General features: G+C 41.2%; 13 protein-coding genes. 10 read left to right on the top strand and 3 right to left on the bottom strand.

Going from position 1 to position 14672, the window contains the following annotated elements:
- Positions 1–128: 128 nt before the first annotated feature.
- From JOC33_RS01940 to JOC33_RS01915, 6 genes are all read left to right on the top strand, one after another.
- On the top strand, positions 129–1193 hold the full coding sequence (locus JOC33_RS01940) for a LacI family DNA-binding transcriptional regulator (protein ID WP_205090442.1): 1065 nt from the start codon (positions 129–131) through the stop codon (positions 1191–1193).
- A gap of 317 nt (positions 1194–1510) precedes the next feature.
- The gene (locus JOC33_RS01935; RefSeq protein WP_205091511.1) at positions 1511–2719 is read left to right on the top strand and encodes an ABC transporter substrate-binding protein; all 1209 of its coding nucleotides are present in this window, start codon (positions 1511–1513) and stop codon (positions 2717–2719) included.
- Positions 2720–2797: 78 nt separating this feature from the next.
- Positions 2798–3727, top strand: coding sequence for a carbohydrate ABC transporter permease (locus tag JOC33_RS01930; RefSeq protein WP_205090440.1), 930 nt, complete (start codon positions 2798–2800; stop codon positions 3725–3727).
- A 20-nt stretch (positions 3728–3747) separates the two neighbouring features.
- Positions 3748–4557, top strand: a complete 810-nt coding sequence (locus JOC33_RS01925; RefSeq protein ID WP_205091510.1) for a carbohydrate ABC transporter permease — start codon at positions 3748–3750, stop codon at positions 4555–4557.
- Between the two features lie 16 nt (positions 4558–4573).
- The gene (gene melA, locus JOC33_RS01920) at positions 4574–5893 is read left to right on the top strand and encodes an alpha-glucosidase/alpha-galactosidase (RefSeq protein ID WP_205090438.1); all 1320 of its coding nucleotides are present in this window, start codon (positions 4574–4576) and stop codon (positions 5891–5893) included.
- A 215-nt stretch (positions 5894–6108) separates the two neighbouring features.
- Positions 6109–6666, top strand: a complete 558-nt coding sequence (locus tag JOC33_RS01915) for a transposase (RefSeq protein ID WP_205090436.1) — start codon at positions 6109–6111, stop codon at positions 6664–6666.
- Positions 6667–6818: 152 nt separating this feature from the next.
- Here JOC33_RS01915 and JOC33_RS01910 read toward each other — a convergent pair whose 3' ends face one another.
- A complete protein-coding gene (locus JOC33_RS01910; RefSeq protein ID WP_205090434.1) occupies positions 6819–8063 on the bottom strand; it encodes a dicarboxylate/amino acid:cation symporter in 1245 nt (414 codons plus the stop codon).
- Positions 8064–8502: 439 nt separating this feature from the next.
- Between JOC33_RS01910 and JOC33_RS01905 the strand changes: the two genes are divergently transcribed.
- Both JOC33_RS01905 and JOC33_RS20475 read left to right on the top strand, forming a co-directional pair.
- Entirely contained in the window at positions 8503–8715 is a 213-nt protein-coding gene (locus tag JOC33_RS01905) for a hypothetical protein (protein ID WP_205090432.1), read from the top strand.
- Positions 8716–8950: 235 nt separating this feature from the next.
- Positions 8951–9085 (top strand): hypothetical protein, encoded by a 135-nt coding sequence (locus JOC33_RS20475; RefSeq protein WP_275576958.1) that lies wholly within the window; start codon positions 8951–8953, stop codon positions 9083–9085.
- A 288-nt stretch (positions 9086–9373) separates the two neighbouring features.
- Here the strand turns inward: JOC33_RS20475 and JOC33_RS01900 are convergent, their stop codons facing one another.
- Together JOC33_RS01900 and JOC33_RS01895 are read right to left on the bottom strand one after the other, a co-directional pair.
- Positions 9374–10210 (bottom strand): glycerophosphodiester phosphodiesterase, encoded by an 837-nt coding sequence (locus JOC33_RS01900; RefSeq protein ID WP_205090431.1) that lies wholly within the window; start codon positions 10208–10210, stop codon positions 9374–9376.
- Positions 10211–10402: 192 nt separating this feature from the next.
- Positions 10403–12094 carry a M4 family metallopeptidase gene (locus JOC33_RS01895; protein WP_205090429.1) on the bottom strand — a complete coding sequence of 564 codons (1692 nt, stop codon included), beginning with the start codon at positions 12092–12094 and terminating at the stop codon, positions 10403–10405.
- Between the two features lie 217 nt (positions 12095–12311).
- Here JOC33_RS01895 and JOC33_RS01890 point away from each other — a divergent pair, with 217 nt between their 5' ends.
- Positions 12312–13316: a LacI family DNA-binding transcriptional regulator gene (locus JOC33_RS01890; protein ID WP_205090427.1), complete on the top strand. Its 1005-nt coding sequence runs from the start codon at positions 12312–12314 to the stop codon at positions 13314–13316.
- Positions 13317–13387: 71 nt separating this feature from the next.
- On the top strand, positions 13388–14626 hold the full coding sequence (locus JOC33_RS01885; protein ID WP_205090425.1) for an ABC transporter substrate-binding protein: 1239 nt from the start codon (positions 13388–13390) through the stop codon (positions 14624–14626).
- Positions 14627–14672: the final 46 nt, after the last annotated feature.

Genomic DNA, 14672 nt, shown 5'->3' with positions numbered 1-14672 from the left:
CTAATATTCAATTGTCAAAATATTTTAAATTATATATTGAAAGCGTTTTATTAATCTGTTAAGATAATTCACATCATAGTAAACTTTAGTAAAAAATTTACTAGCTTATACAAAGGATGGAATCTATCATGACGACTATAAAGGAAATAGCTTCCAGATCGAAAGTTTCTAGTGCAACGGTATCAAGAGTTCTGAATAACGATGAAACATTGTCCGTTGCGAAAGAAACACGACAGAAGGTCCTTGAGGTGGCAAAAGAGCTGGGCTACAAAACGATGCAGGAAAGGCGCAGCGCAAAAACACAGGGTAACAGCGAGAGCTCAGCAAAAATAGGAATCCTTTTATGTCATTCCTTGGATGAAGAACTAAATGACTCCTTTTTTCTTTCGATTAGACAGGGAATTGAACAGGAATTTGCAGAGAAAGGCATCGCCACAACCGAAATATACCGTTTAAGTAATTTACATTCTATAAAGTTAAGTGATGATATCAAAAACCTTATCGTTGTAGGCAGAATAGGTGCGGATGTTCTGAAAAAATTGGGAGAGGACATCCAAAACATTGTTTATATCAATCATGATGTAGACGAAGACAAGTATGATTCAGTTGTTTTTGATTTTGAGAAGGCTTCCCTGCGGGCGATCTGCCACTTGCTGAATTTAGGATATAAAAAAATCGGCTTCATTGGCGGCCAGGAGCGCGAACACTTGAATGACAGCAAAGTAGAATTCGAGGATAAGCGTGCTTGGACATTTAAAAAGGTGATGAAAGAAAAGGGATTATTTAATCCAGATGCCTATTTTATTGGGGAATTTTTCATGGCAGATGGTTATGAATTGATGAAGAAAGCAATTGAAAAAGGAGATTTGCCTGAAGCATTCTTTTGTGCAAGTGATGCCATGGCTGTTGGGGCAATGCGTGCTTTACAGGAAAAAGGGTTTTCTATACCTGAAGATGTTGCGATAGTAAGTTTTAATGATATCCCCCTGGCGCAGTTCGCCAGTACCCCTTTAACAACGGTCAAGGTCCAAACAGAAGAAATGGGCCGGTTAGGTGTGAAACTGATGCTTGATCGTCTGAAAGGCAGGGACATCCCTTTGAAAGTTACTGTGCCGACTGAATTGGTAGTAAGAGACAGCTGCGGGGAAAAATACCTTTATTCAAAACACGGGCTCAAAGAAACTTTAGTATAAGGAAGGGAGGGAGCTTTTGATAGAAATATTTAAGGAGGTGATGGTATAGAAATTGTGCATGTAGATCGTCCACATAAAAACAGTACACCTGCTTTAAAGATCGGCGTCGATAAGCAGGTGTACCAGATGAGAAGCTGATAGTTTATTAGGAAAAATAAACTATACAGCTAGTCAGATTATAACGGAAACAGCAGGCAGGAACAAGAATATTGACCTATAAAAATACAGGGAACAACCGATATGGATATTTATATTTCAAGGAGGAGTCTTGATTGAAGAATAATCCGTGGATTGCAATTGTAATCGCTTGTTTTGCGATGATTATAGCTGGATGTTCGAATAGTGCTTCTGGCGATGGAGATTCTACGACACTGACCTTCTATTCTACTGCTACGACTGAAGAAGACAAAGCAGTTATCAAAGAAGCTATTACAACATTTGAAGAAGAGAACCCGAATATTGATATTGAGGGTAACTTTCCCGGTGATGGGTACGAGCAAATGCTGAGGGTCAAGATGGCGGCTAACGATATGCCTGATTTATTTGATACGCACGGTTGGGCGAAAGCACGCTATGGAGAATATGTTGCTGATTTAAGTGATATGGATTGGGTGAAGAATCTGGATCCTGCATTGAATGAGATATTGAAAAATGATCAAGGAAAAGTATATGCTTTTCCGTTAAACCAGGCGAAGGACGGCATTACATATAATGCTAATCTTTTAAAGAAATATGGCATTGAACCACCGACGACCTTTGACGAATTTATGGATGCGCTCTATCAAATTAAAGAAAAAAGTGATGGAAAAGTGACACCATTGTGGTTCCATGGCTCAGACAAGTCTGCATTCGGTCAGTATTTTGACCAATTTTCCACCCCATTGCTGATTACTGATGAACAGCATAATTATGAAAAGGAACTCCTGGACGGGACATTTGATTGGTCGCATTATACTTTTTTACCCGAAAAGTTAAAACAGATGCAAGAGGACGGCTTACTTAATGAGGATGCATTGACAGCACAAATACAGCAGCAGGCACAACTGATGGCTCAAGGGAAAATCGGCTTTACGTTTGGCGGAGGTTCCATAGGTCCCGCTGTGGAAGAACTGAATCCAGAAGTACAAGTAGGGGTAGTTCCGATGCCGGCGATTCACGAAGGCGACAAGCCGAGCTGGATCGGTGGAGAACGGCATACTGTGGCTGCATGGAAGGACTCTGAGAATTTAGAAGAGGCAAAAAAATTCATTGCATTTCTGGCCCAGCCAGAGATTGCCAAAAAAATTGCAGAGGGAACTTCCTTACCAGCAGGATTGGCAAATGTAGAAGCAGATAATTATTATTCGGAATATTACAAAAAATTCAAAGATATTAAAGTTTATCCTTATTTTGACCGAGTATATCTTCCGAGCGGGATGTGGGATGTAATGGGTTCCACAGGGCAAGAATTACTGTCCGGATCCATGACTCCAGAAGAGGTATCCGAAAAAATGAGTAAAGAATACACAAGGCTGAGAAAGCAATGATGAGTAATTCAAAACAGCGCAGAAAGTGTATTGAAGGATCTCTATACGCATTGTCATTTTCCGGGAGGGTTGCCAATCATGAGTGAGATGGTCAGAGGCACCCTCCGGTCAGTTTCTCGCAGGAAGACAGCGGTTCGAAAGCGTAAGAATCAGAACTCCCTTTGGTGGATGTATCTGCCGGCATTGATTGTCGTATGTATGTTTATTTTATATCCCTTTTTGAATGGTATAAGAGTTTCTTTCACCGACTGGAATGGGTTTTCCCAAACGAAAAACTGGGTGGGACTGGATCAATATAGACGCATGCTCCAGGATCCTGATACATGGTTAGTAGTCAAAAATACTTTGTTATACGGAATAGGGAGTACAATTTTTCAAAACCTCATCGGTTTGTTGTATGCATTATTGTTGAATCAGAGCATCCGCATGAAATCCTTGACACGTACGATTATTTATCTTCCCGTCATCATCAGTCCATTGGTGATGGGATATATCTGGTATTTCTTTTTCGCTTATCAGGGAGGAGCGTTGAATGATGCGCTGGTATTTTTCGGATTTGATAAAATCAATGCCCTTGGAAATCCAGACTTGAATACTTGGATCATCGTTTTTGTTAATACGTATCAATATGTGGGGATCGCGATGGTCATCTACCTGGCCGGCTTGCAGAGTATTTCCAAAGATTATTATGAAGCAGCTGACATCGATGGGGCATCAGCCTTTCAACAGTTCAGGAATATTACTCTTCCTCTGCTGATGCCGGCGATTACTATTAATGTTGTCCTTAATATCATCGGTGGACTTAAATTGTTTGATGTCATCATCGCCCTGACAGGTGGAGGACCTGGGAATGCCTCCCAATCCATGTCTACATTTATGTATGACTTGTATTTCAGCAGGCAGGACGCTGGATATGCAGCCACACAAGGGGTTTTAATGGCAATCATCATTCTGGTTCTAAGTCTGATGGCTCTGATCTATTTTAAAAGAAAGGAGACCGATGCTTAGTGAAAAAGAAAAAAACAACTATGAGATGGGTGTTAACCATTGTGGCATTGGTGGTCACCTTGTTCCATCTGATACCGTTTTACATTATGATTACCACTTCCTTGAAGGCAAATAATGATTTCAGTTCCAAGTGGGCAGTGCCAGAAACCCTTCAATTTTCAAATTTTGTGGAAGCATGGGAAAAAGCAAATTTAGGTACAGCTTTTGTCAATACTGCCATTATCACGGCAGGGGCAGCCATCTTGTTAATATTCCTGGGCTCCATGGCAGCATACCCACTGGCCAGGAGAAATACGAAGCTAAATAAAGGTGTTTATTTCCTGTTCATTTCGATCATGGTAATTCCTCCGCTGACAGCATTGGTTCCATTGTACAAAATGGTGGTGGATATAGGGATGATGAATACCCACGAAATTGCCATTTTAAATAATCTGGCTGCCTTTCTGCCATTGACTATTTTTCTTTACGCAGGGTTTATTCGGTCCACTATTCCGAAAGAACTGGAAGAGGCAGCAAAAATTGACGGCGCGAGTACATTGGTAACATTCTTCAAGGTGGTATTTCCCTTGCTTAAGCCTGTGACAGCTACGGTGTTAATCATTTCCTGTGTATTCATTTGGAATGATTATCAGTTTGCGATTTTCTTCTTACAGGATAATGATGTCCAGACACTTACTGTAGCATTGGCGAGCTTTTTTGGACAAAATCAGAGTAATTTGAATCTGGTGGCTTCAGCTGCCTTGATGTCGATGTTACCAATGACCATATTGTTCTTGTGTTTACAAAAATATTTTGTGGCAGGTCTTTCATCAGGATCTGTAAAAGGGTAAAGGAGAGGTTTGTTTTATGTCTAAGATTACATTTCTAGGAGCGGGAAGTACTATTTTCGCAAAAAACGTACTGGGTGATTGTATGCTCACACCAAGTGTCGACGGGTTTGAATTTGCCCTGTTTGATATTGATCATCAGCGGCTTGAGGATTCGGAAAATATGTTGAATAACTTGAAAACAAGTCTGGGAAGCAATGTAACCATTCGTGCTTATACGAACAGGAAAGAAGCATTGCGGGGAGCGAAGTATGTCGTCAATGCCATCCAGGTCGGTGGCTATGAGCCTAGTACAGTGATTGATTTTGAAATTCCCAAAAAATATGGCCTGCGGCAGACGATCGGCGACACAATTGGAATTGGAGGTATATTCCGGGCGCTTCGGACTATTCCGGTAATGCTGGATTTTGCGAAGGATATCGAAGAGGTGTGTCCGGATGCGTGGTTCTTGAATTATACAAACCCGATGGCTGCGTTGACTGGAGCAATGCTGCGCTATACAAATGTGAAGACTGTCGGCCTCTGCCATAGTGTCCAGGCAGCTGTTCCAAAGTTATTCGAAGCTCTTGATTTAGATGACGAAGGGGTACAATGGAAAATTGCAGGAATCAACCACCTGGCCTGGCTGCTGGAAGTGTCAAAAGATGGGAAGGATCTTTACCCTGAAATTAAAAAACGTGCAGCCATAAAGCAGCAGGAAAAGCATGAAGATATGGTTCGGTTCGAACTGATGAACCGATTCGGCTACTATGTTACAGAATCATCGGAGCATAATGCTGAATATCATCCTTATTTCATTAAGAAAAACTATCCTGAACTCATTGAAAAATTCAATATTCCACTGGATGAGTATCCGCGCCGCTGTGTCAATCAAATAAGAGACTGGGAAAAAATGCGGGAGGAGATTGTAAACAATCAAAACCTTACGCATGAACGTTCACATGAGTATGCTTCCTATATCATCGAAGCAATGGAAACCGATCAGCCATTCCGTCTGCACGGAAATGTGCTTAACGAAGGTGGCCTGATCAGCAACCTTCCTGCAAAAGCAGTGGTAGAAGTTCCGAGCCTGGTGGACAGGAATGGTATTACGCCTTGTTATGTAGGTGAACTTCCTGAACAGCTTGCCGCTTTGAACCGCACCAATATCAATACACAGCTTATGACGATTGAAGCAGCCATGTCAGGAAATCGGGAACACATTTATCAGGCTGCCATGCTCGATCCACACACTGCTGCGGAACTTTCCATCGATGACATCGTCTCCTTATGCGATGATTTAATCGAAGCCCACGGCGATATGCTGCCAGAATTCCAGAAAAAACCAACCTATGTATAAAGAATAAACTTACCCCGCTAGAACCAGATATTACCAATGTCACCCCGTAAGAACCAGATATTGGTTCTCACGGGGTATTCTAGAAGCTACCCCAGGAGAACCAGAATATGGTTCTCCTGGGGTGAAATTTTATTTTTCGTTTATGCAGGATTTTTTCTATCCATTGCGAATATAGAATAGGTTGTAAATAAATTTACGAAGGGGCTGTGAAATTATTGCCAACAGTAAAACGTCATTGGTTTCCGGGTGCTATGTATCATATAACTGCGAGAGGAAATCGGAAAAATAATATTTTTGAGGAGGATGCTGATCGCTATTATTATTTAGAACTGCTTTACCGTAGTAAGAAAGGATATCCCTTCGAACTCCACGCCTATTGCCTCATGCCAAACCACGTTCATCTTCTTATTGAAACCTACAATTTTCCACCCAGATATTTCATGAGAGAAACCCATTCCCAATATGCTAGGTTTTTTAACAAGAAATATGGATTTGTTGGCCATCTATTTCAAGGTCGTTTTAAGGGCCAACCTCTAAAGGATTTGCAAGCCTTTCTCCAGGTAAGTCGTTATATCCACCTGAATCCATGCAGGGCTAATTTAACGGACAATCCTGAGTCCTATAAATGGAGCAGCTATCCACAATATTTATCTCTCCAAACTAAACACCCACTTCTTACAACCTCGAAGATCCCCCAATATTTCAATGGAATTGAAGGCTACAAAAAGTTTGTTACAATTCCAATCCAGGAAAATACTAATCATTCATCCTGACAAATTACATTTTCTGGTTCTCACGGGGTATTCAAGAAGACACCCCTGGAGAACCAGAATATGGTTCCCCTGGGGTGCGACAAATCTGCACACATATCATCAAACAAAAAAGAGCAGGCTGCTTTGGCCTGCTCTTTGTGCATGTTATTCTATTATTCAGCAATTTGCTCTGCCGGCTTTTGTTCGGAAATTCCATGTTTTTTCTCTGACTCTGTGATAACTACTGCACAGGCAGCATCACCGGTAATGTTGACTGCTGTACGAGTCATATCAAGCAAACGGTCAATACCAATGATCAACGCGATACCTTCGACAGGCAATGCGACCTGATTCAATACCATTGCCAGCATAATCAAGCCGACACCTGGTACACCTGCTGTACCGATACTAGCTAACACAGCAACGATTACTACCATGACTAGCTGGGTAAATGCCAAGTCAGTGCCGTAAACCTGTGCGATAAAGATAGTGGCAACCCCTTGCATGATAGCTGTACCGTCCATATTGATGGTGGCACCCAGCGGTTGTACGAAGCTGCTGATTGGTTTTGGAACATTCAGGTTTTCCTGTGCTGTTTTCATAGATACTGGCAGTGTGGAACTACTGCTGGAAGTACTGAATCCAACCGTGAATGCAGGAAAGAACCCTTTAAAGAATTTAATAGGATTCATTTTACCGAGAATCGAAACGGCAGATCCATAAACCACAACTAAGTGTACGAACAATGCAAGCAGTACGACAAGCATATAGGCTGCCATTGCAGCTGCACCGTCGAGGCCCATTGTACCGATTGCGGAAGCAAGTAGACCAAATGCACCGTATGGGGCAAAACGCATGATCAGGTTGACAAGGAACATCATAATTTCATTACCTTGCTCAACCAGCTTCATGACACCTTCTGTTTTTCTGCCCAGCATTGCAAGCGCAAAGCCGATAAAGATAGCGAAAGCGATAATTTGCAGCATATTACCCTCAGTCATAGCCTGGACAGGGTTAGTTGGTATGATGTTTGTGAACGTTTCTACTACACCTGGAGCTTCCTGACTTTCATAATTCGCTCCGGACGTATCAAAATCTCCACTGCCCGGCTGGAATAGATAAGCCAGGGAAATAGCAATTGAAATAGCAATGGTAGTGGTAACAAGGAAAAAGGCAATCGTCTTCCCGCCAATACGTCCCAATTTTTTGGGGTCCCCGAGAGATGCTACCCCTAAAGTAATGGAAAAGAATACGATAGGAACAACTAACATCTTGATCAGGTTAAGAAAAATCGTACCCAATGGATTGAAAAACCAAGCATCCAATGTTTCAAATAAGTCCGGTGCCCAAAAATGAAGAGCTAAACCGACAGCGGCACCAAGTATAAGTCCAATAAAAATCTTGGTCGTCAATTTCATGGTGTTTTCCTCCTTTTTAAAATTTGTTAGCGCTTACTTAACTTAAGTGTATTATTCCCTTGTCTTACATATGTGCCCTAAACGCAGAGTTGATGGTTGGTAAATGGCAGAAAAAAGTTCGGTGAGATTTAAGGACAGGCACTTATTAATTGGGAGGGCATCTTCCCACTATATTAAACTATCATATAATTTAGCGAACATAAAGCCCTTAACCTTTATTTGTTCCAATTCCATTAAATGGATAATTTATTTATGAATAGTAATATAGACTTTTGGTATTTTAATTAAAGTTTCGAGGTGAAATTTATTTTTTTGCCGCTGAAAAGTAAACTTTTCTATCAATAATCTCTCAATTAAAACAAATTTTACAGATTCGCTTCTTCAAAAGCAAAGGAGTATTATTCATTTTACTGAGACAGGTTTAGAAAGGAGAATCAATATGTATGACGATAATGAAGAAAGGATTTTTCAGGATGATTTATGGGACATGATGAGAGATTCAAAAGATGATTGCCATCATTGTAAGAGGGAATTTTACGAGGTAGATATGGTATATGTGGCTGAAGGCCTTTCCATGTTCCACATATGTGAAGAATGCTTTGACTTTCATCAGGAATTGAAAAAGTCTCATATAGGTCAGGAGGAAAGTTAGCAAAGCTCCTTCCTATTTACTCTTGGCCACCGAAGAGTAATGATATGAACTACGGTTTATTATAGATTAATTTTAAAAGTTCTTTTTCCTCTGTTCCTTCATGGGTTTCTATTTATTTACTTCTCCGGATTGTTTTGTCGAAATATTTTTACAAAATACTACATTATTTCCTTAAAATATGTGGTATATTCTATGTATCGACAAAATATCGGATAGAAGAAAGGGAGGGGAGTAATTGGAGGAGCAGAATAAGTTGCAGGAACTGCTGCAGGTATTGATTCAAAAAACAGAAACGAAAGAAATCCAATCGTCGGAAGAGATAATAGAATACATAGTATCGAACTTTGAAGGTGCCGGTTATTCTAATTGATATATAATTATGAGTGATAAGAAGTCTATTACGACTGCTATCAATAAGAAACCGCCCGGATACATTCAGCAATTGGATGTCCCGGGCGGTTTTTTAGTTGGTAAATTTTAAAGCGGGCTGCATCCAGCTCCAGCGCCTACCCCCTCAAGGTCTTAAGCCAATCCCTTTCGTGACAAAAAACCTTCACGTCGAGGCTTTGCTTAAGCATGTCGGGGGTGAGCAAGGCGCTTCCGCTTTTGTAGCATCCAGCGCCTTCACGGAAAGACGAGTGAAGGCAAGTTTTTCTAATTAATCGAAATCAACATAATCTGGATAATCGGTTATGATGCCATCTACTCCTGCTTGTAAAAGGAAGTCCGCTGAGTTACGGTCTCTGACTGTCCAAGGATGTGTTTTCATTCCAAAAGCGTGGATACGATCAACTAACTCACTTGTAACCATACTTTTACTAGGATTGACATAGTCTGCGTAAGAGGCAAAGTCCATTAATTGTTCATCTGAGATGCCATCAGGGCTGTAACCTACCAGTACACCGACAGGAACAGAAGGTAGCAAATGGTGGAATTTCGCCATTGACTCGTGATTAAAAGATTGGACGATAATTTTTTCATTTGCTGGTTTATGAAGATTACGTTCGATTAGTTCATCGGCAATTTTCTGCTCAATTCCAGGGTATAAGGATGGAGACTTTACCTCAATCAGAATACCGATTTTTCCGCGGTATGCATCGAGTACTTCCCCTAGTGTAGGTATTTTTTCTCCCGCAAATTCTTCATTGAACCAACTGCCGGCATCCAGTTTTTTTAACTCTTCATAAGTAAGATCCCTGACATTACCAGTTCCATCGGTTGTTCGGTCAACTGTCGTGTCATGGATGACAACAAGCTTACCATCCTTACTCATTTGCACATCAAGCTCAAACATATCGGCTTTCATTTCGACTGCTTTATCAAAGGCAGCCATGGTATTTTCCGGCGCGTAGCCAGAGGCTCCTCGATGGGCGATATTTAATACCTGTTTCTTTTCTTTCATGGTTACCATTTCATCGGCTGAAGCAGTGCTTCCGCTGAACAGGTATGTAGTGAACACCAGTGCAATCATCAATATTGATGCAAACTTTTTCATTTCTATCTCTCCCTTCCGCATATTCACCTTGTATGTTACTGAAGGAATATTAAGGGAGATTGATAGGTTTGTATATTATTTATGTAAGATTATTAATATCTATCAGCCTTTTCGCCTGGAAACTTTAACAATATCCCTCAAAAAGTAACATACCCCGGGACATCCAGTTTCTGGATGTCCCGGGGTATAGGTTTATTCGGTTATGCCGACTTGGTCATATCCATAGGCGGTTGCCTGTGCTTCGGGGCTTCCTTCACCATAAATGTCTTCAGCAGACTGGATCAATGCACTTCTGGCATTGCTGAAATCGGAATTTGGTGTTAGATAGACAGTCAGTGCCCGATAATAAATCTGTCCGAGTTTATCTTTACCAATTTTTTCACCAGTCAGGTAGGCTGCATGATTAATAATGGAAGAATTGATATGGACTCCGCCATTATCGAGTTCACGCGGCAGGTCATAGTATTCGTCCATGTGGGAAGGATACATGCCGCTTCCATCGCCATATGGTACGTATTCTTCTCCGACTGGATACTTGCTGGGATTACTTAAACTGCGAAGAGATGTCCTTCCTGATGCCTTGGCAGCATCAGCCATAATATCTTCTCCGACTTCCCAATCCTCTTTATCGACAAGAGCGCCGAATATATCAGAAAAAGCTTCATTTAAAGCACCTGATTGAAAACGATAGCGAAGGCCTGCCGTATGGGACGTAACTCCGTGTGTCATCTCATGTGCAGCGACATCCAGTCCTGCAGACAACGGAATGAAAAATTCTCCATCTCCATCCCCATAGGTCATTTGCTCGCCATTCCAGAAGGCGTTATTATAGTTTTCCCCGAAATGGACAGTAGACTTGATCGCCATCCCTTCACCATCAATGGAATTACGGTCATGTTCTTCCAGGAAATACTCATATACTTCTTCAGAATTATAGTGAGCATCTACGGCTGCTTCATCGTATTCATCTTTAAAAGAGGCGCTTTCATTACTGTAAAGCTTTCCAGGAAATGCTAATTCTCCGGCTCCCCACTGGTTCTTAAGATCGTATGTGAAAATTCCCTCCAGTCCTTGATGGGAGTTGTCATATAAATAAAACTTCGTTCCTTCTCCTGTTTGCTTATCATTTTTGTGGGTGATGTGAAGCTTTCTGTGATCACCTAACACACCAATTCCTGAACCACTGGCACGTATAAATCCATTTGCGTGCATCAGGGCATTATACTTGTCTATGACCTGCCCGTTATTCGCGTCGATATACACAAACCAGTTTCCCGGCTTTTCCCCAAGGAAATTTAAATTTACTTTATATGCAAGATAAACTTCTTCTTCAAAAGGATAGAGGACAAGTTCTGTTTCAGGAGGTGAGACAAGTTCTTCTGGTGCTTTAACCGCCTGTTCAGCAAGTGCTACGCTTTTATCTATGGAAAGGGCAGGGTCAGTTGAAATTTGATCTTCTTCTATCTTTTCGTTGAATTCACCATTTACAGCGGTAACTTTATTATTTTTATCATAATGGACAATTACTTGATTACCTTCAACAGGGACATTGTTTTTGGTTTGCTGTAAGCGGACATGGGTCATACCGACTTTGTCCTTTTTCACTTGCTTTACTCTGAGGGTTTTCTCGGGTTTTTCGATTTGATATTTATGCTTGTTTTTCTTTAGATACTCCACTGCTGTTTCAGCATTGGTGGCGGGTTGCTTCTCCGATTGTAAATCCGTTACGAAAAAAGGTTTATTACCCTTAACTGGAGCCTTATGGTTTGAAACCGCTTCCGTATGTATTTCTTTGTCGATGGCATGAGCAGGAAAATCGGTCAACGGTGCAATCAATAGAGATGAAGATAGAATTGCTGCAGGAATTACATATTTTTTCTTCAAAAAACTTCCTCCTTTTGGTAATATACTTCCAATTATAAAGTTTAAAAAAGAAACTTTTCAGAATATTTAGAACCAATTATCTGAGACAAAAGTAGTGTTATTAGGCAAAATTTCTGATAGACGTGAAAAAATTCAAAAAAATATTGAAAGGGTTTTCTTATACGTGGTATGATTAATCCAACGTAAACGTTTACTTGATTTAAGAGAGGATTACAACATGGTAACGATTAAGGATGTAGCAAAACAAGCAAACGTATCGATAGCTACTGTTTCGAGGATATTGAACAATCAGCCAGGATATACCGAAAAAACACGTATGAAGGTCCAACAAGTGATCGAGGAACTCGGCTATAAGCCGAACGCTGTTGCGCGCAGTATGATCAGCAGGAACACACAAACGATCGGTGTATTGTTTCCGGATGTTTCCAGCATGCTTTCTTCTGAAATTCTCCGTGGTATCGAAGATGTTGCTCATCAGAATAATTCAAGCGTCATTGTATGCCACACGGCAGAAGATGGCATCCGCACACACAAATACTTAAAACTTCTCCATGAGAAGCGGGTTGATGGGCTGATTTTTGTCAGTGAATCCTTGTGTGAAGAGTATTATGAGACGATTAAAAGTATGGATATCCCCCTGGTTCTCGTTTCAACGATGTCTTACAAACATCAAGTTCCATATGTCAAAGTAGATGACTGCAACGCTGCATACACAGCAGTAAATCATTTGATTGAAAATGGACATACACGAATCGGGATGATCAGCGGGAACCAGCATGACTTGATAGCCGGACGGCCGAGGGTAGAAGGTTTTAAAGAGGCAATGCAACATAATGGGCTGCAGGCAGGTGAAGATGATGTAGTTTACCAGGATGGCTTTTCATTCATCGATGGAAAGGGAGGAGTAGTACGTCTCCTGGAACAATCCCGTAATTTGACAGCAATTTTTGCCGCCAGCGACGATATTGCGATAGGAGCGATGTCAGTCCTTCATAAAATGGGAAGAAAAGTACCTGAAGATATCTCCATCATCGGTTACGATAATCTTCCGACAGCAGAGATGATGATTCCGCCTCTGACAACGATCGCCCAGCCATTCTCCGAAATGGGAGCTAACGCGTCAGAAATGATTTTCCATATGCTGAAGGATAAAGTCAAAAGCACACAAAGCCGCATCATGCGCCACGAACTAGTCGTGAGAGAATCAGTTAAAAAGCTGTAAATATTTTTTTATCTGTTTACGAAAACGTTTACGTTCCCTTCGTATGCAGAATTAAAGAAAGGATGGATTTTATGTTGAAGAAAACGAAGAAGATGCTGCTTACTTCCCTGGTGGCAGCAGCAAGTGCAGTAACACTTGTGGGGTGCAGTTCAGGTTCGGGAGATTCTGATGATGCGATTGAAGTCTTTTCCAACAAATCGGAAAGCATCGAAACCTATAAAAAGCTGATCAAGGACTTTGAGGAAAAGCACCCGGATATCAACATTGAACTGAATGCACCTCCGGAAGCAGAAACCGTACTGAAAACTCGAATGACAAAAGGTGATATGCCTGAAATCATGTCCATAGGCGGAAACGCTACATACGGGGAAATAGCCCGTGCGGGTATGCTGCATGATTTTTCCGGAACTGAAATGGCTGAAAAAGTACAGCCTGCATATAAGAAAATGGTAAATGACCTTGTTGGTAGTGAAGAAGATGCCTTGTATGGCCTTCCATATGCTACTAACGCGAATGCGGTCATCTACAACAAAGACCTGATGAAAGAATTGGGACTTGAAGTACCGCAGACATGGGATCAATTCATTGCTACTTTGGAAAAAGCAAAAAACGCAGGAATTACCCCTATTTATTTCACACTAAAAGATGCCTGGACAGGGATGATTCCGTGGAACTCGATTGCAGCAAACGTAGCTGGTGAGGACTTCGCGAAGAAGAAAAATGCCGGAAAAGCATCCTTCCAGGAGGACTACGACAAGGTTGCAACTAAGATGCTGACTTTGCTGGAGTATGGACATAAAGACAATTTTGGCGTTGCTTACGGGGACGGAAACAAAGCTTTTGCAAATGGTGAAAGCCTTTACTACCTCCAAGGTAACTGGGCTATCCCGGAAATCAAAAAAATTAATCCTGACATCAATCTTGGCGTATTCGCGATGCCTGTTACAAACGATCCAGCGAAAAATGAACTTGTTTCTGGTGTGGACGTTCTTCTTACAGCCTCCAAAAAAGCAGGCGATAACGAAGATGTTATGACCTTCCTGAAATATATGATGGAAGATGAACAAGCCCAGCAGTACATTGATGAGCAAAAAGCTTTCTCTGCTTTGAAAGGTATTTACCAGGATGACCCAGTTTTTGCAGGTATCAAAGAAAACTTTGAAAATGGAAAACTGACTAGCTATCCGGATCATTATTACCCTTCCGGTATGCAGGCACAAAACCTTATCCAGGAATTTCTGATCAACAAAAATAAGGAAGAATTCCTGAAGAATATGGATGAGGAATGGGAGAAAGTTCAGAACAGATAATGATCGATGAGGACATCGCTCTGGTGTCCTCCTATTTTTTCTAATT

It is taken from the genome of Thalassobacillus pellis (genome assembly GCF_016908295.1).
GTDB lineage: Bacteria > Bacillota > Bacilli > Bacillales > Halobacillaceae > Thalassobacillus > Thalassobacillus pellis.
The sequence above is the reverse complement of the archived record's forward strand: the minus strand, read 5'-3'. Positions and strand labels throughout refer to the sequence as shown.